We start from the raw sequence: 25,773 nt of genomic DNA, 5'->3' as shown, positions 1-25,773 counted from the left end.
TGTCCACAGTTTGTCCGCCGGTTGCCCGGCCAGTTCTACCGAAGTTTCACAAGCAAGAAAAACCTTGGTTATCAAGAGCTTGAGATGGTTTTCCCGGATTTCCGGCGACACCATCACCACCATGCTTTTGATTTATTCCACATACTTAGTAATGGCACGGGGACGGGGTCCGCATGCGTTTTTCCCTTCAACGCGAAGTCTTTCTCAAGCCGCTCGCTCAGGTCGTCAACGTCGTCGAGCGCCGCCAGACCCTGCCGGTCCTGGCCAACCTGCTGGTACAGGTGAAGGACGGCCAGCTCTCGCTGACCGGTACCGACCTGGAAGTGGAGATGGTCTCGCGCGTTCTGGTGGATGACGCACAGGACGGCGAAACGACGATCCCCGCGCGCAAGCTGTTCGAGATCGTTCGCGCCCTGCCGGACGGCAGCAAGGTCACCGTCTCGCAGTCGGCCGAAAAGATCACGGTGCAGGCCGGGCGTTCCCGCTTCACCCTGTCGAGCCTGCCGGCGAACGACTTCCCGTCGATCGACGAGGTCGAAGCCAATGAGCGCGTCCGCGTGCCCGAGGCCGCACTGAAGGAACTGATCGAGCGCACGGCGTTCGCGATGGCCCAGCAGGACGTCCGTTACTACCTCAACGGCCTGCTGTTCGACTTGCGTGAAGCCAGCCTGCGCTGCGTAGCTACCGACGGCCATCGCCTGGCGCTGTGCGAATCGCCGCTCGACAACGGCGCGTTGACCAAGCGCCAGCTGATCGTGCCGCGCAAGGGCGTGCAGGAACTGCAGCGCCTGCTGGAAGGCGGCGAGCGCGAGCTCGAGCTGGAAATGGGCCGTGGCCACCTTCGCGTGAAGCGGGACGATGTCACCTTCACCAGCAAGCTGATCGATGGGCGCTTTCCGGACTATGAGGCGGTCATCCCGATCGGTGCCGACCGTGAGGTGCGGATCGATCGCGAGGTCCTTCGCGCCTCGCTGCAGCGAGCCGCGATCCTGTCCAACGAGAAGTACCGCGGCGTCCGCCTCGAAGTTTCTCCGGGCCAGCTGAAGATCAGCGCGCACAACCCGGAGCAGGAAGAAGCGCAGGAAGAGGTCGAGGCCGATACGCGCGTCGACGACCTGGCAGTGGGGTTCAACGTGAACTACCTGCTGGATGCGCTGACCTCGCTGAAGGACGAGCACGTGGTCATCATGCTTCGCGATGCCAACTCCTCGGCGCTGGTGCGTGAGGCGGCGAACGACCGTTGCCGCCACGTCGTGATGCCGCTGCGACTCTGATTCACGCGTTCCACGTGAAACATCGACGCCCGGCCTCGTGCCGGGCGTTCTGTTTTCGGCCTCCGCTAAACTTGTCCCGATGCACGTCACCCGACTCGAGCTGCGCCATCTGCGTCGCTTCCAGGATCTCCGCCTCGACCCTGCCCCCGGCCTGAACCTCATCACCGGCGATAACGGCGCGGGCAAGACGACCGTGCTCGAAGCCTTGCATCTGATGGCTTACGGCCGCAGCTTCCGTGGACGCGTACGCGACGGGCTGATCCGGGCGGGTGACGCCGGCCTGGAGGTATTCGTCGAATGGCGGGAAAGGACGGGCCGTTCGGGCGACGACGAACGCCATCGGAAAGCCGGGCTTCGTCACACCGGCCAGGATTGGACCGGTCGCCTCGACGGCGCGAACGTCGCCCAGCTCGGGGATCTCTGCGCAGCGCTGGCCGTGGTGACGTTCGAACCCGGGAGCCATGCGCTGATCACCGGCGGCGGTGAGTCCCGTCGGCGCTACCTCGATTGGGGGCTGTTCCACGTGGAACCAGACTTCCTCCCGGTGTGGCGCCGATACAGCCGTGCCCTCAAGCAGCGGAACGCGCTGCTCAAAGCCCGGGCCCGGGACGCCCAGCTCGATGCCTGGGATCACGAACTCGCTGAGGCCGGAGAACCGCTCAGCCGTTTCCGCGAGCGCTACCTTGACCTCCTCCAAGTGCGCTTCGAGCCGTTGTTGTCGGACTTGGCCCCGGCGCTGGGCCTGAGTCGCCTCGAGTACGCACCCGGCTGGCGCCGCGACGAGATGTCGCTCGCCGATGCGTTGCTGCTGTCCCGCGAGCGCGACCTTGCCGCCGGCTACACCGGTGTGGGGCCACATCGGGCGGACTGGCGGGTCATGTTCGCGAACCTGCCGGGGCGCGAGGCGCTCTCCCGCGGCCAATCGAAGCTCACCGCGCTGGCGGCCCTGCTCGCTCAGGCTGAACACCACGACCAGATACAAGGCGAATGGCCGGTGGTCGCGCTCGACGACCTTGCATCCGAGCTCGATCGCCACCATCAAGGAAGGGTGCTGGCGCGCCTCCAATCCAGTGGTGCCCAGGTGTTCATCACCGGCACCGAAGCCCCGCCTGGCCTCCCGTCCGACTTTCCGGTGCACCGGTTCCACGTGGAACATGGCGCCATCACCACCTGCTGAGCCCGCCGCCTGACGTCCGACGGCGGGTTGTCCAGCGCCCGAACGCCGGCTGTTATACTCCCGGTTTGTATAGCTAATGTGTCTTGACGCGCCCGGCCCCGCCGCGGACCGCGTCGACGGAGCCTGTCGCCGCATGACCCACATCGAGCACGATCCCTCGCAAGATCCGTCCGTCGCTTCGACCCCCGCCGTTCCCCAGACCTACGACTCCAGCAAGATCACCGTGCTGCGTGGTCTGGAAGCCGTGCGCAAGCGTCCGGGCATGTACATCGGCGACGTGCACGACGGCACCGGCCTGCACCACATGGTGTTCGAGGTCGTTGACAACTCGGTCGACGAAGCCTTGGCGGGCCATGCCGACGACATCGTGGTGACGATCCATGTGGATGGCTCGGTCTCCGTGCTGGATAACGGCCGCGGCATGCCGGTGGACATCCACAAGGAAGAAGGCGTCTCCGCGGCCGAGGTGATCCTCACCGTGCTGCACGCCGGCGGCAAGTTCGACGACAACAGCTACAAGGTTTCCGGCGGCCTGCACGGCGTGGGCGTCTCGGTGGTCAACGCGCTGTCGGAGCACCTGTGGCTCGACGTGTGGCGCGACGGCTTCCACCACCATCAGGAATACGCGCTGGGCGAGCCCGTGGCTCCGCTCAAGCAGCTGGAAGCGTCCGACAAGCGCGGCACGCGCCTGCGCTTCAAGCCGTCCGCGGCGATCTTCACCGACATCGAGTTCCACTACGACATCCTGGCGCGCCGCTTGCGCGAGCTGTCGTTCCTCAATTCGGGCGTGAAGATCACGCTGGTCGACGAGCGCGGCGAAGGCAAGCGCGACGTCTTCCAGTACGCCGGCGGCATCCGCTCGTTCGTCGAGCACCTGGCGCAGCTGAAGAATCCGCTGCACCCGAATGTCATCTCGGTGTCCGGCGAACAGAACGGCATCACGGTGGACGTCGCCCTGCAGTGGACCGACGCCTACCAGGAAACGATGTTCTGCTTCACCAACAACATCCCGCAGAAGGACGGCGGTACGCACCTCGCCGGCTTCCGCGCTGCCCTGACGCGCACGATGTCCAACTACATCGAGCAGAACGGCATCGCAAAGCAGGCGAAGATCAGCCTGTCGGGCGACGACATGCGCGAAGGCATGATCGCCGTGCTGTCGGTGAAGGTGCCCGACCCGAGTTTCTCCTCGCAGACCAAGGAAAAGCTGGTCAGCTCCGACGTGAAGCCGGTGGTCGAAGCGACCTTCGGTGCGCGCCTGGAAGAGTTCCTGCAGGAACACCCCCAGGAAGCCCGCGCGATCTGCGAGAAGGTCGTCGATGCCGCGCGCGCGCGCGAAGCCGCCCGCAAGGCGCGCGATCTCACGCGCCGCAAGGGCGCGCTCGACATCGCGGGCCTGCCGGGCAAGCTCGCCGACTGCCAGGAAAAAGATCCGGCGCTCTCCGAACTGTTCATCGTCGAGGGTGACTCCGCAGGTGGCTCGGCCAAGCAGGGCCGCAACCGCAAGACGCAGGCGATCCTTCCGCTCAAGGGCAAGATCCTCAACGTCGAGCGCGCGCGTTTCGATCGCATGCTCGGCAGCGCCGAGGTCGGCACGCTCATCACCGCGCTGGGCACCGGCATCGGCAAGGACGAGTACAACCCGGACAAGCTGCGCTACCACCGCATCATCCTGATGACCGACGCGGACGTCGACGGAAGCCACATCCGCACGCTGCTGCTGACCTTCTTCTACCGGCAGATGCCGGAGCTGATCGAGCGCGGCCACGTCTACATCGGCCTGCCGCCGCTGTACAAGATCAAGCAGGGCAAGAACGAGCTGTACCTAAAGGACGACGCGGCGCTCGACGCGTACCTGGCGAACAACGCCGTGGAAGGCGCCTCGCTCGTGCCGGCCACGGGCGAGCCGGCGATCGAAGGCGCCGCGCTGGAGAAGCTGCTGCTCGCCTACGCGAGCGCACGCGAGGCCATCGGCCGCAACGCGCATCGCTACGACCCGAGCGTCATCGAAGCGCTGATCGATTCGATCCCGCTCGATGCCGCCGCGCTGGCCGACCACGCCGCGCTGCGTCGCGAGTTCGATGCGCTCGAGGCGCGCCTCAACCGTGGCGGACTCGGCAAGCCGCGCTACACGCTGGAACTGCACGAAGGTGCCGGCCAGCCCGCGCTGCTGGTCAAGCGTCTGCACATGGGCGAGGAACTCACCCAGGTGCTGCCGCTGTCGATCTTCGAAGCTGGCGAACTGCGCACCGTGCGTGAAGCTGCCGCGCAGCTGCACGGCCTGATCCGCGAGGGCGCGCAGATCGTGCGCGGCAATCGCGCGCAGCCCATCGACAGCTTCGCGCAGGCGCAGACCTGGTTGCTGGAAGAGGCCAAGAAGGGCCGCCAGATCCAGCGCTTCAAGGGCCTGGGCGAAATGAACCCCGAGCAGCTCTGGGACACGACGGTGAACCCGGAGACCCGCCGCCTGCTGCAGGTGCGGATCGAGGACGCGGTTGCCGCCGACCAGATCTTCAGCACGCTGATGGGCGACGTCGTCGAACCGCGCCGCGAGTTCATCGAAGACAACGCGCTCAAGGTCGCCAACCTCGACGTGTGATGCGTCGGGTGACCCCTCCGGGGCTTCGTGCCCCGGAAGCGCTGCGTGTGCGTGTTCAGGCATTGACGAAGTGTTAATCCGGCGGGCGATACAACCCCCTTCAGCCTCAAGCCTCCTCTTCAGGGTGAATCGATGAAACGCGCTTTGCTCGGCCTCGCCATCGCCACCCTCGTGGTCGCCTGCGCCACCACGACCTCGCCAACCGGACGCACGCAGTACGTCGGCGCGGTCTCGCAGGAGCAGCTCAACCAGCTGGGCGCACAGGCCTTCGCCGAAGCAAAGGCGAAGGAGAAGCTGAGCACCGACGCGCGCCAGAACACCTACGTGCGCTGCGTCGTCGACGCCATCACCCGGCAGCTGCCAGCCGGCTGGCAGACGCAGTGGGAAGTGGCCGTCTTCCAGGACGATTCCCCGAACGCCTTCGCCCTGCCGGGCGGCAAGATCGGCGTGAACACCGGCATCTTCACCGTGGCCAAGAACCAGGACCAGCTCGCGGCGGTCATCGCGCACGAGATCGGCCACGTCGTTTCGCGTCACCACGACGAGCGCATCACCAAGCAGCAGGGCACCTCGACCCTGCTCGGCATCGGCAGTGCGATCCTCGGTAGTGCCTACGGTTCAGGTGCCGGCAATGCAGCCGGCCAGATCGGCGGCGCCGCGGCGCAGACCTTCTACCTGCTTCCGAACTCGCGAACGCAGGAAACCGAGGCGGACGTCGTCGGCCAGCAGCTGGCCGCGAAGGCGGGCTTCGACCCCCGCCAGGCCGTGAATCTCTGGCAGAACATGATTGCCGCCGGCGGCAGCCGTCCTCCGCAGTGGCTCTCGACCCACCCGGATCCGCAGTCGCGCATCAACGAACTCGGTGCGCGCGCGGGCAGCCTCATGCCCACTTTCGAGCAGGCGCGCGCGTCCGGCCATACGCCGAAGTGCGGTTCGTAAGACTGCAAATCCGGCACACAACCCCGTATCGCAGCGCCGCGCGTTTCTGTTAGCGTGACGCCCCCCTGGCCCCGGTGCCATCGTCCCGCGCGCGCCCGCGTGCGGCAGCAGATCTGAGGTGTTCGATGAACAAGTTCTCCCTCCGTAACCGCAGCATCCTGGCCGCGGCCATTGGCGCGGTGCTGGTGTTCGGTGCGGTCAGCCAGGTGAATGCCCAGTCCGCGCAGCAGCGCGCCGAGGAGCGCCGCGCACGCCAGGCCGAAGGCAAGCAGAAGTCCGCCAAGCCGGCTGAGGAATACCCGCAGGCGACCCGTCAGGTCGAGGCGAAGGCCTCGTCGAAGGGCGGCCAGAAGCTGCAGAAGATGATGGGCCTGTACGACGACGACAAGGGCACCGAGGCTCGCGCCGCCGCCGACGAAATCATCGCGACGGAAACCTTCAACGCCTACGACCGCGCGTTCGCCGCGCAGATGGCCGCGCAGATCGCCTACGACGCAGACGATACGGCCGCTGCGAAGAACTACCTGCGCAAGGCGATCGAACTCAATGGTCTGGACAACAACGGCCACTACGGCGCGATGTACATGCTCGCCCAGTTGCAGCTGCAGGACGAGCAGTACGCCGAATCGCTGAAGACGCTCGATACCTTCTTCAACGAAACCAAGAGCACCAAGCCGGAGCAGCTGGTGGTCAAGGGCAACGCCCTGTACCGCCTGGAGCGCTACCCGGAAGCCGCGACGGTCCTCAAGCAGGCCATCGATTCCAGCCCGACTCCGAAGCCGGAGTGGCAGCAGCTGCTGATGGCGACCTACGCCGAGTCGGGCAACGCCGGTGAAGCGGCCAAGATGGCCGAGGCCGTCGCCGCCAAGAACCCGAACGACAAGCGCGCCCAGCTCAACCTGGCCGCCGTGTACCAGCAGGGCGAGATGTACGACAAGTCGGCCGCCGTGCTCGAGAAGCTGCGCGCTTCCGGCCAGCTCACCGAAGACAAGGAATACCGCCAGCTCTACGCCACGTACCTGAACATGGACGGCAAGGAGAAGGAAGCCATCGCGGTCATCAACGACGGTATCCAGAAGGGCGTCCTCAAGCCGGACTACCAGACGTACCTCGCACAGGCGCAGGCGTACTATTTCTCCGACCAGGCCGGCCCGGCGATCGACGCCTACAAGAAGGCCGCTCCGCTGGCGCCCGATGGCGAGGCTTACCTGAATCTCGCCCGTGTCCTGTGGCAGGAAGACCGCATCCCCGAGGCCAAGGAAGCCGCCAAGCAGGCCGTCGCCAAGGGCGTGAAGAAGCCCGACGACGCCAAGAAGATTCTCGCCCTGCCGGGTAAGTAATTCGGCAAAGCGAATCTACCGATTTGTGTGATTACACGGACGCGAATTGGTATATGCTAGGAGGTTCCCGCGACTCGACATGGGCCGCGGGAATCGTATCTGACGGCCCGAGGCGCCCTGGCGTCCGGAATTACCTCCCGAGCTACGGCGCATGACGCAAGACCTAGAAATTCACGCTAGAACCGACGACGACCGCGAAGGTTTGAACTGGGCACGCATTGCCGGTATCACCATCGCGATCGCCTTCCACGTCGCGGCCCTGCTCCTCCTGCTTGCTCCGATGGCCCCTCCGGCCCAGCAGCAGAAGGAAGAGGAGGTCACGTTCGTCAACCTCATCAAGCCGCCGCCGCCGCCGCCGCCGCCGCCGCCGCCGCCGCCGGAACCGCCGAAGGAGCTGAAGCCGCCGCCGAAGCTCACTCCGCCGCAGCCGACGCCGTTGCCGCCGCCGCCGGAAGAGCCGCCGATCGTGGTCGACGACCCGAGTCCGGTGGACGTGCAGGCGCCGCCGCCGAGCCCGCCGTCGCCGCCCGCACCGGCCACGACGATCGGTTCGAGCGTCGATCCGTCCTCGAAGCGGCTCAACCCGCCCAAGTACCCGCCGACGGAAGCCCGTCAGGGTGTTGGTGGCACGGTCGTGCTGGTCATCACCATCGACGGCCAGGGCAACGTGCTTGACGTCGCTGTCGAGAAGTCGAGCCGCAACCGCAACCTCGACCGCGCTGCAATGGATGCTGCCCGGAAGTGGAAGTTCAACCCGGAAATGCAGAACGGCGTCGGTGTCCAGAGCCGCGTCCGCGTCCCGGTCGATTTCGTCCCGCCGACCTGATCGGGGTCACGGGATTCGTTAGCACCAAACCCGCAACACACTCCTTTTCCACGACATTTCAAAGGTAAGCGTCATGCTGCAGGAAACCACCACCGCTGCGACTGCTGGAGGCTCCAACGCCCAGGCACTTCAGCAGATGAGCTTCGCGCATCTGTTGCAGAACTTCGACTTCGTCGGCTGGGTCGTCTTCATCACTCTGGCGATCATGTCGATCCTGTCGATCTACTGGATCGTCGTGAACTTCGTGAAGAACCTGCGCCTGCGCGCCAGTTCGGATCGCGTCGTCTCCACGTTCTGGGAAACCCCGAACGCGCAGGACGCCATCCGTTTCATGGAAGAGCAGGGCCGTTTCGAGCCGTTCTCGAAGATCGCCCTCGACGCCGCCCAGGCGGCTGCCCACCACCAGCGCCACGAAGGTTCGCGCCTGGTCGAGTCGCTGAACCGCTCGGAGTTCGTTGACCGTGCGCTGCGCCAGGGCGTGACCCGCGAGTCCTCGAAGCTGGAGGCCGGCCTGACCGTGCTCGCCACCGTGGGTTCGACCGCTCCGTTCGTCGGTCTGCTCGGTACCGTGTGGGGCATCTACCACGCCCTGATCCGCATCAGCGCGACCGGCCAGGCGTCGATCGACGCCGTCGCAGGTCCGGTGGGCGAAGCGCTGATCATGACCGCCATCGGTCTGTTCGTCGCGATCCCCGCGGTGCTGGCGTACAACTTCTTCACCCGCCTCAACCGCGTCACCAACAACAAGTTCGATACGTTCGCGCACGATCTGCACGACTTCTTCGCCACCGGCTCGCGCGTCGGCGAAGTGGGCGCGAAGCGCTAAGAACGCGTTGTAACAACGACACCCTCTTGCAGCAGGTTGGAGTTTCGTAATGGCCTTCAGTACTGGCGATAGCGGCGGCCCGATGGCCGAGATCAACGTCACGCCCCTCGTGGACGTGATGCTGGTTCTGCTCATCATCTTCATGATCACCGCGCCCCTGATGTCGCATAAGGTCCAGGTCGATCTTCCGGAAGCGAATCTGGACAAGCGTGACAGTGAGGCTCCGCCGGTTCCGCCGATCAGCATCACGGTGGAAGACAACGGCAACCTTTACTGGAACGACGAGCCGGTGACGAAGGATCTGCTCGAGAGCCGTCTGTCGATCGAAGCTCAGAAGACGCCGCAGCCGGAAATCAACGTCCGCGGCGACAAGACGACCAAGTACCGCATCGTGTCCGAAGTGGTGCAGATTGCGCAGGCCCAGGGCATGCGCAAGGTCGGCTTCATGGCGCTCAAAGAACCTCGCTGATCCGGAGATCCAGTAATGGCATTTGCATCGAAATCCGGTGGCGGTCCGATGTCGGACATGAACGTCACGCCCCTCGTGGACGTGATGTTGGTGTTGCTGATCATCTTCATGGTGACGGCGCCTCCGCTGACGTATCCGATCGACGTTAACCTGCCGCAGAAGTCGCTGAACCCGCCGCCGCAAACGCGCGAACCGCCGCCGCCGATCAGGCTGCGTATCGACGCGTCCGGTCAGGTGTTCTGGAACGACGCTCCGCAGCCCATCACCGCGATCCAAGACATGATGAAGGCGGAGGTCCAGCGCGACCCGAGCAATCAGCCCATGCTCGAGATCGATACCAGCCCGGACGCCGATTACGGCATCCTGGCGAAGGTGCTGGCGCATGCGAAGAACGCCAATATGGAAAAGATTGGCTTCGTCCAGAACTGATTGACGCTTACCTGTCGGGAAAACGCCGCCTCCGGGCGGCGTTTTCTTTTGTGCGCTCGAGACGCCCAGGCGCGTCACCCTGCCCCTCCCTACAACCTTCGTGCGACTTGCAGCCGCCGCCCCGCCGGGTTTAGCGTGGAACCGGGCATGGGGCCCATGGAGGTTGCGCGATGGCTGCTTCCGTTTTCCGCGATTCCCCTTCGTCGTCCCGCAGCGGCCACACCGAGGTCGCGCAGATGAACATCACGCCGCTGGTCGACGTCATGCTGGTGCTGCTCGTGATCTTCATGGTCGCCACGCCGATGGTGGCCAGCAAGATCGACCTGCGATTGCCGCAGAACATCGAGACCACACAGCGGAAAGAACCGCCGCGACGTGTGGCGTTGAAAGTCGATGCGAACGGCCACTTCCAGCTTGATGGCGTCGCACTCGACCGCGCGGCCTTGCCGCAGGCGCTGCGCGATCTGATGCAGGCCGATCCCCGTACCGTCGTCCAGATCACCGCGAACGCGGATGCGGACTATCAGGACTTCGCGTGGACGCTGGCCGAAGCCCAGCGCAATGGCGTCCGCGATATCGCCTGGGAGTAAAGCGTCGAACCGGCGCCCGCCCGCACGGCGGGCGCCCACTCCTGGAACAGTGCCTCAGCCCCGCTCCTCACCCAGCAGGGCGAGATACCCACGCACGGTGGCATCCAGGCCGTCGTACAGCGCCTCACCGATGAGCGCATGGCCGATCGACACCTCAAGTACGCCTGGCACGGCGCGCAGGAAGGCGCCGAGGTTTTCCTGACTCAGATCGTGTCCCGCGTTGACGCCGAGGCCGGCGTCCTGCGCGCGCCTGGCGGCTTCGGCGAACTGCGCCGCCATCGCTTCGCTCGCCCCGCTCGCGAACGCCTCCGCCCACGGCCCGGTGTAAAGCTCGACCCGGTCGGCGCCGACGTCGGCGGCATGTGCGATGCCCGCGCGACCGCCCTGCGTGTGCGCATCGGCGAACAGGCTGACTCGGCAGCCGATGCCTTTCAGCGCATCGACGTGCGGACGCAGCGAATCGGCATCGCGCACGAAATCGAAACCGTGATCGGACGTGAGCTGCGCGTCGCTGTCAGGCACCAGCGTCGCCTGCGCCGGACGCACAGCGTCGCATAGCGCGAAGAACCCGGGATAGCCGGCGCGCGGCGGTGCGAATGGATTGCCTTCGAGGTTGAACTCCACGCCACGTTCGCGCGTGAGCTCGGCCAGCGCATACACGTCGTCGGCACGGATGTGCCGCGCATCCGGGCGCGGATGCACGGTGATGCCGTGGGCTCCGGCATCCAGGCACGCGCGCGCGGCGCGCACCACATCGGGTTCGGAGCCGCCGCGCGAATTGCGCAGCACGGCGATCTTGTTGACGTTGACGCTCAGTACGGTCATCGCGCGACGTCCTGCGTCGACGTCGCGAAGCTCCACGCTTGGATCACTGGCACTTCTCGGAGTTCTGCTGATAGATGACCGGCTCCCAGTAGGAGCCGTCGGTGATGTAGTTGCGACGCGCCTCGACGAGCCGCGCGCCCAGAAGATAGGTCGTGTTCGGTTGCACGTCGACCACCAGATCCTTGTACGGATTGGCACGCATGTCGCGCTGGCGCCGCTGCACGTCGTTGAACTGTTCCGGATCGATCAGTTCGGCGACCTGCAAGACATGCCGGCCGGGCGTTACGCGAAAGCTCTTCGCACCTGCGGGGCCGGGAAGCTGGCCGTCGAGGTTCATCAGGCGCGCGCGATACAGGTCCTGGCTACGCGGCGCGACGTCGAAGATGCTGATGCGGCCGCAGCCGGTGGCGTTCGAAACGGGCGTGGGTCCGGGCGAATCCTGGCCGGCAACGCAGGGACCGGCGAGGAGGCAGAGGGACAGGAGCGGAAGGCCGAAAGCTTTCATGGCGATCTCCACGATGGCGATCGACGGCGCGAGCCGGCGCATGTTGGCGATGGGACGGCAGCGCCCACCGCATCCGGCCAGACCGGCAGGCGGAGCCCGCGGCCCGGCGCGCCGATACTAGCGCAGCGGGCGTGAGCCAGCGGCTTGCGGAGGTTCGCCGCTCAGGCGGCCGGCGGCGCCGGCGGATTGCCCGCGGCGGCGCGGCGCGCTTCGGCCTGCTCGCGCAGACGGCGCAGCTCGGCCGGATCCAGGATCAGCGTCGAGTCACGCGTCTGGCTGTCGACTCGCGCGGCCAGCAGCTTGAGCACCCATGCCAGCCCGAAACCGAGCGCCGCAAGCAGGCACACCATCAGGACCGCCACCGACGTCGTCTTGAACGCGATCGCCAAGGCGACCAGTGCGAGCAGGAGGTACAGCCAGTGCATGGGAAGCTCCGTGAGAGGGTGCGATGCGCCGGCAGTGTAGCGCGCGATTTCCGAGGGAATCGCCCGATTGCCGGGCTCGCGTGACCGCCCGTCAGCGAAGCGCGGCGGCCGTCACAGCAACGGCGAGACCAGCCGCGCGAGCCCTTCCGGCAGCCGCGTGCGCCACAGCGGCTGCGCTCGATCCTCCCGGACACGTGGCGCGAGATTGCACTCGCCCTGGATGAGCGACTCCAGCTCGGCAGCTAGCGCCTTGTCGCGGAACAACACCGAGACCTCGAAGTTGAGCCGGAAGCTGCGGTGATCGAAATTCGCGCTGCCGACGATCGCCAGGTCGTCGTCGCACAGCAGCGCCTTGCTGTGCAGCATCCGCGGGCCGTACTCGTGCACCTTGACGCCGGCTTCGAGCAGCTCGTCGAAGTACGACCGGGCGGCGAGCGTCACCAGCCGGCTGTCGCAGACCTTGGGCACCAGCAGTCGCACGTCGAGCCCGCCCAGCGCCGCCGAGGTCAGCGCCATGCGCGCCGCCTCGCCGGGCACGAAGTACGGCGTCACCAGCCACACGCGACGCTGCGCGGAGTGGATCGCCGCGACGTGCACGCGGTGGATCGCCTCCCACGAGGAGTCCGGCCCCGACACCAGCACCTGCGCCGAAATCGTCCCCCGACGCGGCGCTGGATGATGCACGCGCAGCGGCGGCTCGCCCGTCGCGTACGCCCAGTCCTCGATGAAGACCAGCTGCAGCTCGCGGACGATGTCGCCTTCCAGTCGCAGGTGCAGGTCGCGATACGCGTCCTCGCGCAGGCGCTCGTCTTCCTCGTCGGTGATGTTGATGCCGCCGGTGAAGCCGATCTCGCCATCGATCACGACGATTTTCCGGTGCGTGCGCAGGTTCAGCCAGGGCCGCTTCCAGAACCACTGCAGCTTCATCGGATGGAACCACGCGACTTCCGCGCCCGCCTCCACCAGCGGCTGGAGGAACTTGCGCTTGGTGCGTCCCGACCCCACCGCGTCGAGCAGCAGCCGCACCTGCACGCCGGCGCGGGCGCGCTCGACCAGCGCATCGCGCAGCGCGGTACCGGTGCGATCGGGCAGGTAGATGTAGTACTCCAGGTGGATGTGGTCGCGCGCGCTCGCGATCGCCTCCAGCAGCGCGACGTACTTGGCCGAGCCGTCGATCAGCAAATCCACGCGCGTGGCAGTGATCGGCGGCAGGCCGGTCGTGGATTGCGCCAGCCGCGCCAGCTCGATCGCGTCCGGCGTGGGCACCAGGCCTTCGGGCGGCGGCGGCAAGGTCGCGCGGGCGCGCACGCGGCGCAGGCGCTGGCGGCGGATCCGCTGCGGGCCGAAGAAGAAATAGATGAGGAAGCCGATGTACGGCAGTGCCGCCAGGCTGATCAGCCAGCTCAGCGTCGCCACCGGCTCGCGCTTCTGGAGCACGATCCACAGCCCGAGCCATACCACGTAGGTCAGCCAGCCGAGGACGAGGTACAGCCCCAGGTTCGGGATCGAGGCGAACGCGCTCCAGGCGCTACGCAGGATGTCGAGCATGCAGGGCGGGTCTCCTCCGGTATTCAGCCTGCCGTGCGTCGCGTCGTCGCCGCGTCGCGGCCGTCCGTCTCACGGGCTGCGACGGGCCGCGCGTAGGCTAAGGCCGATGGATGACGCCCGCAAAGCCCAGGCACCGATCAAGGGTCGAGGTGCGGCCTCGTACGTCGACGGCCGCTACGCGGTGACGGTCGCGCAGGGCGAGGACGACGGCTGGGGTTCGGTCTACGAAGACCTCGCCGACGCGCCCGGCCCGCAGACCCGCGTCACCGAGGAGCGCGCCCGCAGCATCGTCAGCCGCAACGACTCGCCCGACGTCGGCCACAGCGCGTCGGTCAATCCGTATCGCGGGTGCGAACACGGCTGCGTCTACTGCTTCGCCCGGCCGTCGCACGCCTACCTCGATCTCTCGCCGGGGCTGGATTTCGAAACGCGCCTGTTCGCCAAGACCAACGCGGCCGAACTGCTGCAGAACGAACTCGCGCGGCCGTCCTATCAGTGCGTACCGCTCGCGCTGGGCATCAACACCGACTCGTACCAGCCGATCGAACGCCGCTACCGCGTGACGCGTTCGGTGATCGAAGTGCTCGGCGCGTGCTCGCATCCGTTCAGCATCATCACCAAGAACGCCGGCGTCGTGCGCGACATCGACCTCATCGCGCCGCTCGCCAAACGCGGCTTGGCAAGCGTCGCGTTCTCGGTGACTTCGCTCGACAACCGCCTGTCCGCGCGCATGGAACCCCGCGCATCGGCGCCGCATGCGCGCCTGAAGGCGATCCGCACGCTCGTCGATGCCGGCATTCCCGTGGGCGTGATGGTCGCGCCGGTCATTCCGATGATCAACGACCGCGAGATCGAGCACATCCTCGAAGCCTGCCGCGATCACGGCGCGACGTCGGCCGGCTACGTGCTGCTCCGCCTGCCGCATGAACTCAAGCAGGTGTGGCGCGAGTGGCTGCAGCTGCACTATCCCGATCGCGCCGAGCACGTGATGAGCCTCATCCAGCAGATGCGTGGCGGCAAGGATTACGACAGCGCCTTCGGTACGCGCATGCGTGGCGAAGGGCCGTTCGCGCAGCTGATCGCGCAACGCTTCCGCAAGGCGCACGCGCGGCTGGGCTTCGGCTCGATGCCGGCCCTCGACACCAGCCAGTTCGTTCCGCCGCGCAAACCGTCGCCGCAGGGCGAGCTGTTCTGATCGAACCGGCTGCGATCAGCCCGGCAACAGCGGCCCGCCGAGCCAGAGCCAGCGCGACATCCATGCGCTGACGAAGGCGATCATCGCCGTCAGCGGCAGGCCGATGCGCAGGAAATCGTTGAACCGGTACTGCCCCGGCCCGAGGATCAGCAGGTTGCCGTGGTGCCCGATCGGCGTGAGGAACGACGCCACGGCGCCCAGCGCCGTACACACCACGAACGGCGTCGGCGGAAGGCCGAGCGACTGCGCCAGCTCCACCGCGATGGGCCCGAGCAGCACCGTCGTCGCCGCGTCCGACAGGATCTGCGTCAGCAACGCCGCCACGCCGAACATCACCAGCAGCACGCCCAGCGGCGGCCACCCCGACACCACGTGCAGCAGCCCCGAGGCGAGCCACTGCGCCGTGCCGGTCTGCTCCATCGCGATACCGAGCGGGATCACGCCGGCGATCATCACGAAGATGCGCACGTCGACCTCGCGGTACGCCTGGTCGACCTCCACGCAGCGCGAGGCGACCATCGCCACTGCACCGAGCAGGAACGCGAGCGGTGCCGGCAGCCATTCTGTCGCGGCGGCGAGCACCGTGGCCGCCAGGATCGCCAGCGCCACCGGCGCGCGGACGCGACGGCGCGCCTCGCCCGCGAACGGCACCAGCATCAGGAAGCCGTGGTGCGTGGCGAGTTCGGCGAAGCGCGACGGCCGGCCCCACAGCACCAGCAGGTCGCCCTCACGCAGGCGGGTTTCGGCCAGGCGCGGCGATTCGTCCTCGCCGCGGCGCCACAAGCCGACGATGACGGTGTGGAAGCGCCGCGCGAAATCCAGCTCGCGCAACGTGCGCCCGATGAATTCCGAGCCCGGCGCGATCACCGCCTGCACCAGCTGCGCGTCGCCCTCGCCGGTGGCGAGTTCGCCATAGCGGCGAATCGCCTGCAGGCTGAGCCCCGTATCCGCATGGAGCGAGGCCAGCGCGTCGGCCGAGGCCTCCACGCGCAGGATGTCGCCGTTGATGAGCGGACTGGCCGGCGTCAGGTCGTCGCGTACGCGGCCGTCGCGCGTCCAGCTCAGCAGGCGGAAGCGGTCGCCCAGCGCCTTCTGCAGGTCCGACAGCGGCCGCGTGTTCCAGCGCGGGCCTTCGCCGACGACCAGCTCGGTGCGGTAGCGATCCAGCCGGAAATAACCCGCGTCCCCCAGCGCGCCGAAGCGCTTGGGCAACAGCCATCGTGCAACCAGCATGTAAACCACGCCCAGCGCCACCAGCGCCAGGCCAATCGGCGTGATCGAGAAGATGCCCAACCCTTCGCTGCCCGTGCGTTCGATGAGGTTGTCGGCGAGCAGGAACGCGGGCGCGCTCACCAGCGTCAGCGTCGTGCCGAGCGAGGCGGCGAACGACATCGGCATCAGCAATCGCGATGCCGACATCCCGCGCGCACGTGCGAACCGCGTCACGATCGGCAGCATCATCGCGGTGACCATCACGTGATGCGTGAACGACGACAGCGCCGCCACCGCCAGCATCACCACCGCGATCGCCCGGCTTTCGGTGCGACCGGCCGCACGTTCCACGGCCTGGCCGATGCGTTCGGTGATGCCCGTCGCGGCCAGTCCGCCGGAGATGATGAACACTGCCGCCACGATGATCGCCGGCTCGCTCGCGAAGCCCGACAACGCCTCGCGCGCATCGAGCACACCCGCCAGCACCATCGCCAGCAACGTGAGCATCGCCGTCACGTCGACGCGCAGGCGTTCGCTTATGAAGAGGTACAGCGAACCGGCGAGGATGACGAGGAACAGGACCTGTTGCATCTCCATGACCCATTGTGCGCGAGGTGGCGCGAACGCCGTGCAGGCAGCCTGCACCGCACCGTCACGATCGGCCCCGCTACACTAGCGCCGCGACAGGACAAGCTTGAGCCACGCCATCGATGAGCGAAATCCCTGGTCAGGACGCGGGTATCGACCGTTTCCGTCTCGCGATGGACGCTTCCGGCGTCGGCATGGCGGTGGTCGACCTGCACGGCCGCTGGCTTGAAGTGAACCCCGCCTTCGAGCGCATCTTCGGCTACGACGCACGCGACATCATCGGCACATCGGCCGCCTCGCTCACGCATCCGGACGACGTGGCGATGAGCCAGTCGTTCCTGCGCGGCCTGGTCGACGGCAACATCCCCGCGCTCGACGCGCAGAAGCGCTACGTGCATCGCAACGGCGACACCATCTGGGCGCACGTCAACGTGTCGGTGGTGCGCGACGGCGAAGGTCACCCGTCTTACCTGCTGGTGCAGGTGCGCGACATCAGCGCGCAGCACGCGGCCGAACTCGCGCTCAAGGCGCGTGCCGAAGCCGAACACGCCGCGCGCTTCGCCGCCAACCACCAGCTGCAGCTGTTCGCCGACGCGGTCGCGCACGACCTGCGCGCGCCGCTGCGTTCGATCGAAAGCTTCTCGGCATTGCTGGCCGATCGCGCATCGGAGCGGCTGGACGACACCGACCGCGACTACCTCGGCCGCATCCGCGCCGCGGCGTCGCGCATGAGCGGGCTGCTCAGCGCGCTGAACGACCTGGCCTACGTCACGCGTACCGAACTCAAGCCGGCGGACGTGGACCTGAGCCTGCTCGCCGACTGGGTCGGCGCCGAGCTGCAGGACGCCGAGCCGCAGCGCCGCGCCGACATCCGCGTGCAGCCCAGCCTGCACGCGTGGGGCGACGAGCGCCTGCTCAAGCTGATGCTGAGCCAGTTGATGGGCAACGCGTGGAAGTTCTCGCGCGGGCGCGAGCCGATCCGCATCCAGGTCAGCGGCCGGCGTGAAGGCCGCAACCTCCAGGTCGTGATCCGTGACGAGGGCATCGGATTCGACATGCGCTATGCGCACAAGCTGTTCGAGCCATTCCAGCGGCTGCACGGACCGGACCAGGGGGGTGGTCACGGTCTGGGCCTTGCCATCGTCCGGCGCATCGCCGAACGGCACCACGGCAGCGTCCGCGCCGATTCGACACCCGAATCCGGCGCCACGTTCACCCTCGAATTGCCGGCGCAAGCGCTGGCGGAGGAGAACGCCTGATGCACAAGGAAATCCTGCTGGTCGAGGACAACCCCGACGACGTCGAGCTGACGCGCATCGCCTTCGACGAGGCGAAGGTCGCCAACCGCCTGGTCGTGGTGAACGACGGCGCCGAGGCGCTCGACTATCTCTTCGCGCGTGGCCAGTACGCCGATCGCGATCCGGCCGACCTGCCTTCGATCATGCTGCTGGACCTCAACCTGCCCAAGGTCGACGGGCGCGAGGTGCTGCAGGCCGTGCGCGCGAACGAAGCCACGCGCACGCTGCCCGTGGTCGTGCTGACCACCAGCGCCGAGCCGTTCGACGTGGAAGCCAGCTACGCGTTGGGCGTCAACAGCTACATCCAGAAGCCGGTGGATTTCGAGCAGTTCGTGTGGGCGGTCAAGCAGGTCGGCCTGTACTGGCTGGTGCTGAACCACCCGCGCACGTGATGCCGCAACAACGGCGCTACGACGCCCCGAACAGCCGCTCCGCGCGCTGGAACAGGATCCAGCTGGTCGCGATGAACTTGTCGCCGCCCAGCGGCCGGTTGCCGCGGTGCGTATGCGTGAACGCCGCCGGCGCGATCAGCAGGCTGCCGGCGCGCGGCGCGATCCTGCGGCGCTGGTAAAGGAATTCCGTCTCGCCGGCCTCGAAGCCGTCGTTGAGGTAGATCGTCCACAGCAGGTGGCGATGCAGCGTCTCGCCGTGCGCATCGCGCGGATACAGCTCGCAATGCCAGTAGGGATAACCGCCGCGATCGGCCGTATAGCGCTGCAGGTTGATCGCGCCGGGCCGCAGCACTGTCTGCACCACCGGCGTCAGCGACGCATCATCCATCGCGGCCAGTCGCTCGGCGGTGAGCCGGTGACGCGCGCCGTTCTCGCCCGGCACTTCCAGCATCAGCGGCGCGATCAGCGTGTGCGGATAGCGGCGCAGGTACGCGATGAGTCCCTTGAACACCGCGGCGTTGAGCATCGCCTCGGCATCGCGCCACGGTTCGCGGCCGGTGATGGTGAGGTCGCGGCTGTCCTTCAGTTCCGGCAGGACACCCCCGCCGATGCGCCCGGGCACGCTGTCGCCGCTGGCGGAAAAGCGTTCGACCAGCTGCGCGCATTGTTCGCGATCGAGCGCGTCGTCGAACACCTCGATGAAGTCGGCGAAGTCGGAACCGCCACCTGCCTGGCTGTGCATGTCGCGAGGAAAGAAGCCCGGATGCCGCATCCTCGCACGGCGCGCGCGCGAAGCAAACGCGACCTCGCCGCTTATGCGATGTGGATCGTGTTCGGCGCTTCCGGCTCGTGCGCGCGCAGTCCGTGGCGCTGCATCAGGCGATAGAGCGTCACGCGCGAGACGCCCAGTTCGCGCGCGACATCGACCAGGCGCCCGCGATTGCGGTGCAGCGAACGCTCGATCGCCGCACGCGTCGCCGCGTCGCGCACTTCGTCCAGCGTCGGCGGCGGCGTGGTCAGCGAGCTTTCGATGTGCAGGTCGGCGGCGGTGATCAGCCGGCCTTCGGCCATCACCACGGCCTGCCGGACGCGATTGATGAGCTCGCGCACGTTGCCGGGCCACGAGTGCGTGTGCAGCGCCTGCCGCGCGCACGGCGAGAAGCCCTTGAGCGTGCGATGACCTTCCTGCGAATAGCGTTGCAGCGAGTACTCGGCGAGCTTGTCTATATCGCTGCCGCGCTCGCGCAACGGCGGCTGCTGCAGGCGCAACACGCACAGGCGGTGGTAGAGGTCGGCGCGGAAGCGTCCTTCGGCGACGGCACGGTCGAGGTCGTGGTGGGTCGCCGAGATGATGCGCACGTCCACCGGGATCTGCTCGTGGCCGCCGAGTCGTTCGATGCTGCCCTGCTGCAGGAAGCGTAGCAGCGAAGCCTGGCTTTCCAGCGGGAGGTCGCCGATCTCATCCAAAAACAACGTACCGCTGTTGGCCATCTCGATGCGACCGAGCTTGCGCTGCTGCGCGCCGGTGAATGCGCCGCGCTCGTAGCCGAACAATTCGGACTGGATCAGGCTGTGCGGGATCGCGCCGCAGTTGATCGCCACGAACGGATGCGCATGCCGGCGCGAATGCCGATGCACCGCCATCGCGGCGAGTTCCTTGCCCGTGCCGGTTTCGCCGGCGATGAACACCGGCGCTTCGGTCAGCGCGGCCTTGCGCAGCGTGCGGCACAACGTACGCATCGCGGGGCTGTCGCCGATCATCCCGTCGAAGCCCGATTCGCTCGTCGCATCGCCGCGTTCGCAGGCGAGGCTCGCCATGCCGTGTGCGTGGCCGATCACCGTGTTGAGCACCGATTCCGGGCACGGCAGCGTCAGGTAGTCGTAGCAGTAATCGCGGATGAGGTCGCGTACCGGTGGCTCGTCGAGTTGCCGCGCATCCACGCCGGCGACCCAGCCGACATTGCCGGCCGACAGCGCGGTACCGAACTCGGCCAGGTCCTGTTGCGTGAAGCCTTCGCGCAGGTCGAGCAGCGCCGCGTGCGGTTTGCGCGAATCGCCGTTGAGGATGCGCAGAACGCTGCGCGCATCGGGGGCGCGGCGCAGGTTCCAGCCCAGTTGCTGGAGGCCACCCAGCGCGAGCACGCGACCGGCGCCGCCACGTGTCACGTAGATCAGTTCGCGGCCACCGGTCTGTGCCGCTTCGGAGTCCTGCATTCCGTCCATCGGCTTGGCATTCCTGACCTAGTCCGAGGCAGTCGATGCTGCCACTGCGGGAAGTTACGCAGTGTATTCAACGGGCCGTTCGACGATGAGCGGTCAGAAACGACGCGTTACGGTGCTGAATGCGTCAATCGGCACACGACATGAAACGGGCCAACTCAGTTCACATTCGTGAGTGGCGCCGCCTTCGCGTGCGCCACTCCTGTATCCCAATACAACGTATCGGGCGCGCTTACGCGGCCCGATCGTGTTCGGCGTGGTAACGCACCGCGGCTTCCACTTCGAGCTTCGAACCGAGGAACACCGGCACGCGCTGGTGCAGGCCGTCGGGCTGCACTTCGAGCATGCGCTGGCGGCCGGTGCTCGCCGCGCCGCCGGCCTGTTCGACCAGCAGTGCCATCGGGTTGGCTTCGTACATCAGGCGAAGCTTGCCGCCCTTCGCCGCGCACTTGCTGTCCAGCGGATAGCTGAAGATGCCGCCACGCGTGAGGATGCGATGCACGTCGGCGACCATCGACGCCACCCAGCGCATGTTGAAGTCCTTGCCGCGCGGACCTTCCTTGCCGGCGAGCAGGTCGCTCACGTAGCGCTGCATCGGCGCCTCCCAGAAGCGCTGGTTGCTCATGTTCACCGCGAATTCCTTCGTCTCCTCCGGAATGCGCATGCCGCGCGTGGTCATCACGAAGCTGCCGATCTCGCGATCGAGCGTGAACGAATGCGTGCCGTTGCCGACGGTCAATACGAGCATCGTGCTCGGCCCGTACGTGCAGTAACCGGCGGCGACCTGCGCGGTGCCGGGCTGCAGGAAGTCCTCGTCCTTCGCGCGCGTGACGCCGTCCGGCGCGCGCAGCACCGAGAAGATCGTGCCGACAGAGATGTTCACGTCGATGTTCGAACTGCCATCGAGGGGATCGAACAGCAGCAGGTAGTTGCCGCGCGGATAGACGTCGGGGATCGGCTGCGAGGTGTCCATCTCCTCCGATGCGAGGCCGGCGAGGTGGCCGCCCCAGGCGTTGGCTTCCAGCAGGATCTCGTTGGACAGCACGTCGAGCTTCTTCTGCGCCTCGCCCTGCACGTTGATCGACGCCTCGCCGGCCGTGCCCGCATCGCCCAGCACGCCGCCGAGCGCGCCCTTGCCCACGGCGATGGAGATCGTCTTGCATGCGCGCGCCACCACTTCGATCAGCAGGCGCAGGTCGGCGTTGATGCGGCCGGCGCGCTGTTCCTCGATGAGGTAGCGGGTGAGGGAAATCGACTGCGAGTGGTTCGTCATGGGCGGCGCCGTGTTCGAAAACGGGCCGCCATTGTCGCCGATGACTACGGCGAGGGCAGCCACCACGCGCGTTCCGGCGAGGGTTCGCGCAGATCCAGCGCTTCGCCGAAGCCCGGCGTTGTTAGCGCTACACCACGTTCACGCGCGATGCGCGAGACGCGTGTAAACGGTTCCTGCCAGCCGTGCAGCGCGAGGTCAAACGTGCCGTTGTGCACCGGCATGAGCCAGCGGCCGCGCAGGTCCAGGTGCGCCTGCACGGTCTGCTCGGGCTGCATGTGCACGCCGCTCCACATCGCGTCGTAGGCGCCGCATTCCACCATCGTCACGTCGAACGGGCCCAGGCGCTCGCCGATGGCCTTGAAGCCGTCGAAATAGCCGCTGTCGCCGCTGAAGAAAACGCGCAGGCCATCGGCCTCGATCACCCACGACGCCCACAGCGTCGGGTTCTTCGAGAACATCCCGCGGCCGGAGAAATGCTGCGCGGGCGTCGCGACCAGGCGTACGCCGCCGACGCGCGTTTCGTCCCACCAGTCCAGCTGCCGCACCTTGGACGCATCGACGCCCCACTCGACCAGCAGGTCGCCCACGCCCAGCGGCGCGACGAAGTGCCTGGTTTTCGCGGCCAGCGCGAGCACCGCGGCGCGGTCGAGATGGTCGTAGTGGTCGTGCGAGAGGATCACGCCTTCGATTGGCGGCAGCTGGTCCATCGGGATCGGCGGCGCGTGGAAGCGCTTCGGCCCGGCCCATTGCACCGGCGAGGCACGCTCGGAGAACACCGGATCGGTCAGCCAGAAGCCGCCGTCGAGCTTGAGCAGCATCGTCGAATGCCCCAGCCGGAACAGCGAGCCGTCCTTTGCGGCGAGCAGCTGCGCGCGGGTGAGCGGCGTGACGGGCACCGCCACGTCGGGTCGCGCGTCGTCGGGCTTGTCGAACAGGAACCGCCACAGCATGCGCGGCATCTGCGCGAAGCCCGCCTGCTTGGGCGCGACGGGATTGCGGAAGCCGCCGTCGCGGAACTGCGGCGAGTTCGCGTAAGGCGAGGCGGTGGTGGAACAGGCGGCAAGCGATCCGGTGGTCATCAGCAGCAGGCTCAGCAGCAGGGGGCGCGGCAGGGCGCGGACGGGTTCAGACACGAAGGGACGAGGGGAGTTCACGCCAGCGGCACGACGTGGCGTACGCCGTCGCGCGCTGCGTCCGGAGCGTTCAGCCGAGCGGATGCGTCTTCGCAGGCGTCGTGCCAGTGCAGCTGCACGCAGCCCAGGCGTCGCGCCATCGCGCGGACTTCGTCGAACAGCGCCGCTTCGGCCGCGGCGGCCCACTCGTCGCGCGCATGCAGCGTGTCCATCTGCAGGCAGTAGCCGCGTGCGCGTAACGAAAAACCCACGGTCGCCAACGCGTGGCCGACCGGCTCGTCGCCGACGCACGCGAGCCATGCCCACGCACGCACGGGCGCCTCGAACAGCGCTTCGTGGAACTCGAGCAGATCGGTCCACGGGCCACCGCGCGCATCGCGTTCGCGCGACAGGCGCAGCAGCGTGGACGCGTCTTCCGGACGGACAGGGCGCACCGTCACGGGGGATACGGTGGGCGCGGGCACGCGGAAAAGCAGGGACGTCGCTGTCATGGGATCACCGGGGGAGGGCCGACCGCGCCGCGCTACGATGCCGGGCACGGCGCATGGGAGGCACAGGCTGCGCGCGTGCCTTTAAGAAGTTTTTAAACCCCCGCCGCGACACTGCCCGCCGGCAACGCGCTGCGAAACACGGATCCCGGAATGAACCTGCTGCTGGTGGAAGACGACACGATGCTCGCCGAGGCGCTGTGCGCCGCGTTGCGCGCGAACGGCTTCCGCGTCGACACCGTCGGCGATGCCGCGCTCGCGCGTACCGCACTGGTAGAACACGATTTCGACGCGGTGCTGCTCGACCTCGGCCTTCCCGGCAGCTCCGGCCTGAGCGTGCTGTCGTACCTGCGCGGGCGTTACGACGCCACGCCGGTCATCATCCTCACCGCGCGCGACAAGCTCAGCGACCGCATCGCAGGCCTCGATGCCGGCGCCGACGACTACATCGTCAAACCGTTCCAGCCCGACGAACTGTTCGCGCGGCTTCGCGCCGTGATGCGGCGCACGCAGGGCCGCGTGTCGCCGGTGCTGAGCTTCAACGGCGTCGTGCTCGATCCGGCGCGTCGCGAGGTCACGCGCGACGGCGCCGCGGTGCCGCTGAGCGCACACGAATTCCGCACGCTGCTGTTGTTGATGGAACGCCAGGGCCGCGTGGTCACGCGTGAGCAGCTGGAGGAGGCGGTGTACGGCAGCTCCGGCACGATCGAGAGCAACACCATCGCCGTGTACGTGCACCAGTTGCGACGCAAGCTCGGCGAGCAGTTGATCGTCACCGTGCACGGGCAGGGATACCGCATCAACAACGGCGCAGCCGGAGCGTCGGCATGAAGGCGCGCTCGCTGCGATGGCGCCTGACGTGGGTGTCGGTGAAGTGCGTGCTGGTCGCGTGGCTGGTGTGGCTCGGATGCCAGGCGTGGCAGCTGTCGCGCGCGCACTACGGCTTCTGGGACGAGTCGCAGCGCGAAGTCGCCGCGCAGATCCTCGAGTCCATGCCAGACGGGCTTCAAAGCCTTCCGCCGCGCGAACGTCCCGCGGTGAAGGCCGGGCATCGCGACCACAAGATGAGCTGGCAGGTGTGGGCGAGCGGCCGCAACGTCGTGTATTCGGTGGCTGCGCCGGATGAGCCGCTCAAGCCCGATTTCCGCGACGGCTTCGCGCGACGCACCATCGCCGGGCAGGTCTGGCACGTCTACAGCCTGTCCGATCCCCGGCGCGGCCTGATCGTGCAGGTCGGGCGTTCGAAGGAAATGATCGCCAACGAGATCGCGCGCTGGGTCGGCCTGAGCCTGCTCGCCGCCGGGCTGATCTTCGTGTTGTTCGTGCTGACGGTGTGGGTCGTGATCGGTCGATCGCTGCGGCCGGTCGCCGCGCTGCGCGACAGCTTGCGCGCGCGCCCGCCGCTGGACCTCACGCCGCTGCAGGCGCCGGGCCTTCCCACCGAATTCAGCCCGTTGGTCGATGCATTCAACGACCAGCTCACGCGCGTGGACCAGGCGGTGCAGAACGAACGCCGCTTCATCGCCGACGCCGCGCACGAACTGCGCACGCCGCTCGCGGTTCTAAGTGCCCATGCCGACCTTGCGCGTCGTGCCGCGACGGAGGACGAGCGCGATACCGCGCTGCGCCGCCTCAGCGCGGGCGTCGCGCGTGCGGCGCGGTTGTCGGAACAGCTGCTCGACCTCGCGCGCCTGGACGCGCAGACGGTCTCGCCGACGCTGGTGCCGCTCGACATCGCGCCGCTGCTGGTGCTGGTGGTGCGCGACTTCGAAACGCTCGCGCGCGAACGCCGCCAGCGCATCGCCCTGCGCACCGAGGACGGCCGCATCCTCGGCGACGTCGACCTGCTCGGCATCCTCATCCGCAACCTCGTCGACAACGCCGTGCGCTACGCCGGCGAAGGTGGGCGCATCGAAGTGGTCTGCCGTCGCGACGTGCGCGATGGCGTCGGCGGCATCGCGCTGTGCGTGGCCGACGACGGCCCGGGCGTCGCGCCGGAAGAACGCGAACGCATCTTCCACCGCTTCTATCGTGCCAACGGTGCCGGCAACGGCGGCAACGGCTCGCGCAACAGCGGCAGCGGCATCGGCCTGTCGCTGGTCGCGCGCATCGCACGCACACATCACGCGCGCATCCACGTCGAGGACGGGCTCGACGGTCGCGGGCTGGCCATCACGGTGTTCTTCCCGGCCGCCTGAGCAC

Annotated in this window: 25 protein-coding genes; 15 read left to right on the top strand and 10 right to left on the bottom strand. The window is 67.5% G+C overall.

What is annotated here, in order from left to right:
* Positions 1–173 precede the first annotated feature (173 nt).
* From dnaN to DX912_RS13655, 10 genes are all read left to right on the top strand, one after another.
* Complete coding sequence (dnaN, locus tag DX912_RS13700) at positions 174–1,274, top strand: DNA polymerase III subunit beta (RefSeq protein WP_115843176.1); 1,101 nt, start codon at positions 174–176, stop codon at positions 1,272–1,274.
* Positions 1,275–1,353: 79 nt separating this feature from the next.
* Positions 1,354–2,451, top strand: a complete 1,098-nt coding sequence (recF, locus tag DX912_RS13695; protein WP_115843174.1) for a DNA replication/repair protein RecF — start codon at positions 1,354–1,356, stop codon at positions 2,449–2,451.
* A gap of 133 nt (positions 2,452–2,584) precedes the next feature.
* Positions 2,585–5,050 (top strand): DNA topoisomerase (ATP-hydrolyzing) subunit B, encoded by a 2,466-nt coding sequence (gene gyrB / locus DX912_RS13690; protein WP_115843172.1) that lies wholly within the window; start codon positions 2,585–2,587, stop codon positions 5,048–5,050.
* 132 nt (positions 5,051–5,182) lie between these two features.
* Positions 5,183–5,989 carry a M48 family metallopeptidase gene (locus DX912_RS13685; protein ID WP_115843170.1) on the top strand — a complete coding sequence of 269 codons (807 nt, stop codon included), beginning with the start codon at positions 5,183–5,185 and terminating at the stop codon, positions 5,987–5,989.
* Positions 5,990–6,114: 125 nt separating this feature from the next.
* Positions 6,115–7,329, top strand: coding sequence for a tetratricopeptide repeat protein (locus DX912_RS13680; protein ID WP_115843168.1), 1,215 nt, complete (start codon positions 6,115–6,117; stop codon positions 7,327–7,329).
* A gap of 151 nt (positions 7,330–7,480) precedes the next feature.
* Positions 7,481–8,155: an energy transducer TonB gene (locus tag DX912_RS13675; protein ID WP_115843166.1), complete on the top strand. Its 675-nt coding sequence runs from the start codon at positions 7,481–7,483 to the stop codon at positions 8,153–8,155.
* A 73-nt stretch (positions 8,156–8,228) separates the two neighbouring features.
* Positions 8,229–8,981, top strand: coding sequence for a MotA/TolQ/ExbB proton channel family protein (locus tag DX912_RS13670; protein WP_115843164.1), 753 nt, complete (start codon positions 8,229–8,231; stop codon positions 8,979–8,981).
* 49 nt (positions 8,982–9,030) lie between these two features.
* Complete coding sequence (locus DX912_RS13665) at positions 9,031–9,450, top strand: ExbD/TolR family protein (protein ID WP_115843162.1); 420 nt, start codon at positions 9,031–9,033, stop codon at positions 9,448–9,450.
* Positions 9,451–9,465: 15 nt separating this feature from the next.
* Complete coding sequence (locus DX912_RS13660) at positions 9,466–9,879, top strand: ExbD/TolR family protein (RefSeq protein ID WP_115843160.1); 414 nt, start codon at positions 9,466–9,468, stop codon at positions 9,877–9,879.
* Positions 9,880–10,049: 170 nt separating this feature from the next.
* Positions 10,050–10,469, top strand: a complete 420-nt coding sequence (locus tag DX912_RS13655; protein ID WP_115843158.1) for an ExbD/TolR family protein — start codon at positions 10,050–10,052, stop codon at positions 10,467–10,469.
* A gap of 54 nt (positions 10,470–10,523) precedes the next feature.
* Here the strand turns inward: DX912_RS13655 and DX912_RS13650 are convergent, their stop codons facing one another.
* The 4 genes from DX912_RS13650 to cls all read right to left on the bottom strand — a co-directional run bounded on the left by DX912_RS13650 (position 10,524) and on the right by cls (position 13,772).
* The gene (locus DX912_RS13650; protein WP_115843333.1) at positions 10,524–11,294 is read right to left on the bottom strand and encodes a pyridoxine 5'-phosphate synthase; all 771 of its coding nucleotides are present in this window, start codon (positions 11,292–11,294) and stop codon (positions 10,524–10,526) included.
* Positions 11,295–11,337: 43 nt separating this feature from the next.
* On the bottom strand, positions 11,338–11,841 hold the full coding sequence (locus DX912_RS13645) for a hypothetical protein (protein WP_115843156.1): 504 nt from the start codon (positions 11,839–11,841) through the stop codon (positions 11,338–11,340).
* Between the two features lie 119 nt (positions 11,842–11,960).
* Positions 11,961–12,224, bottom strand: a complete 264-nt coding sequence (locus tag DX912_RS13640; protein WP_115843154.1) for a hypothetical protein — start codon at positions 12,222–12,224, stop codon at positions 11,961–11,963.
* Between the two features lie 111 nt (positions 12,225–12,335).
* Positions 12,336–13,772, bottom strand: coding sequence for a cardiolipin synthase (gene cls, locus DX912_RS13635; protein WP_115843152.1), 1,437 nt, complete (start codon positions 13,770–13,772; stop codon positions 12,336–12,338).
* Between the two features lie 106 nt (positions 13,773–13,878).
* Here cls and DX912_RS13630 point away from each other — a divergent pair, with 106 nt between their 5' ends.
* On the top strand, positions 13,879–14,967 hold the full coding sequence (locus DX912_RS13630; RefSeq protein WP_115843150.1) for a PA0069 family radical SAM protein: 1,089 nt from the start codon (positions 13,879–13,881) through the stop codon (positions 14,965–14,967).
* A gap of 15 nt (positions 14,968–14,982) precedes the next feature.
* Here DX912_RS13630 and DX912_RS13625 read toward each other — a convergent pair whose 3' ends face one another.
* Positions 14,983–16,776: an SLC13 family permease gene (locus DX912_RS13625; protein ID WP_115843148.1), complete on the bottom strand. Its 1,794-nt coding sequence runs from the start codon at positions 16,774–16,776 to the stop codon at positions 14,983–14,985.
* A 113-nt stretch (positions 16,777–16,889) separates the two neighbouring features.
* On the opposite strand from DX912_RS13625, the gene DX912_RS13620 reads away from it, so the two are divergent.
* Together DX912_RS13620 and DX912_RS13615 are read left to right on the top strand one after the other, a co-directional pair.
* Positions 16,890–18,026, top strand: coding sequence for a sensor histidine kinase (locus DX912_RS13620; RefSeq protein WP_115843146.1), 1,137 nt, complete (start codon positions 16,890–16,892; stop codon positions 18,024–18,026).
* On the top strand, positions 18,026–18,457 hold the full coding sequence (locus DX912_RS13615; RefSeq protein WP_115843144.1) for a response regulator: 432 nt from the start codon (positions 18,026–18,028) through the stop codon (positions 18,455–18,457). Before DX912_RS13620 ends, DX912_RS13615 begins: the two co-directional genes overlap by 1 nt.
* A gap of 16 nt (positions 18,458–18,473) precedes the next feature.
* Here DX912_RS13615 and DX912_RS13610 read toward each other — a convergent pair whose 3' ends face one another.
* The 5 genes from DX912_RS13610 to DX912_RS13590 all read right to left on the bottom strand — a co-directional run bounded on the left by DX912_RS13610 (position 18,474) and on the right by DX912_RS13590 (position 23,574).
* Positions 18,474–19,199: a 2OG-Fe(II) oxygenase gene (locus DX912_RS13610; RefSeq protein ID WP_115843331.1), complete on the bottom strand. Its 726-nt coding sequence runs from the start codon at positions 19,197–19,199 to the stop codon at positions 18,474–18,476.
* Between the two features lie 71 nt (positions 19,200–19,270).
* A complete protein-coding gene (locus tag DX912_RS13605; protein ID WP_198173751.1) occupies positions 19,271–20,680 on the bottom strand; it encodes a sigma-54 dependent transcriptional regulator in 1,410 nt (469 codons plus the stop codon).
* Between the two features lie 229 nt (positions 20,681–20,909).
* Positions 20,910–21,950 (bottom strand): class 1 fructose-bisphosphatase, encoded by a 1,041-nt coding sequence (locus tag DX912_RS13600; protein WP_115843327.1) that lies wholly within the window; start codon positions 21,948–21,950, stop codon positions 20,910–20,912.
* Between the two features lie 44 nt (positions 21,951–21,994).
* A complete protein-coding gene (locus tag DX912_RS13595; RefSeq protein ID WP_425477952.1) occupies positions 21,995–23,062 on the bottom strand; it encodes an MBL fold metallo-hydrolase in 1,068 nt (355 codons plus the stop codon).
* A 38-nt stretch (positions 23,063–23,100) separates the two neighbouring features.
* Positions 23,101–23,574, bottom strand: a complete 474-nt coding sequence (locus tag DX912_RS13590) for a hypothetical protein (protein WP_147298649.1) — start codon at positions 23,572–23,574, stop codon at positions 23,101–23,103.
* A 150-nt stretch (positions 23,575–23,724) separates the two neighbouring features.
* Here DX912_RS13590 and DX912_RS13585 point away from each other — a divergent pair, with 150 nt between their 5' ends.
* Positions 23,725–24,402 carry a response regulator transcription factor gene (locus DX912_RS13585; protein ID WP_115843140.1) on the top strand — a complete coding sequence of 226 codons (678 nt, stop codon included), beginning with the start codon at positions 23,725–23,727 and terminating at the stop codon, positions 24,400–24,402.
* Positions 24,399–25,769, top strand: a complete 1,371-nt coding sequence (locus DX912_RS13580; protein WP_115843138.1) for an ATP-binding protein — start codon at positions 24,399–24,401, stop codon at positions 25,767–25,769. Before DX912_RS13585 ends, DX912_RS13580 begins: the two co-directional genes overlap by 4 nt.
* Positions 25,770–25,773: the final 4 nt, after the last annotated feature.

It is taken from the genome of Lysobacter soli (assembly GCF_003382285.1).
Classification (GTDB): domain Bacteria; phylum Pseudomonadota; class Gammaproteobacteria; order Xanthomonadales; family Xanthomonadaceae; genus Lysobacter_J; species Lysobacter_J soli.
The sequence above is the reverse complement of the archived record's forward strand: the minus strand, read 5'-3'. Positions and strand labels throughout refer to the sequence as shown.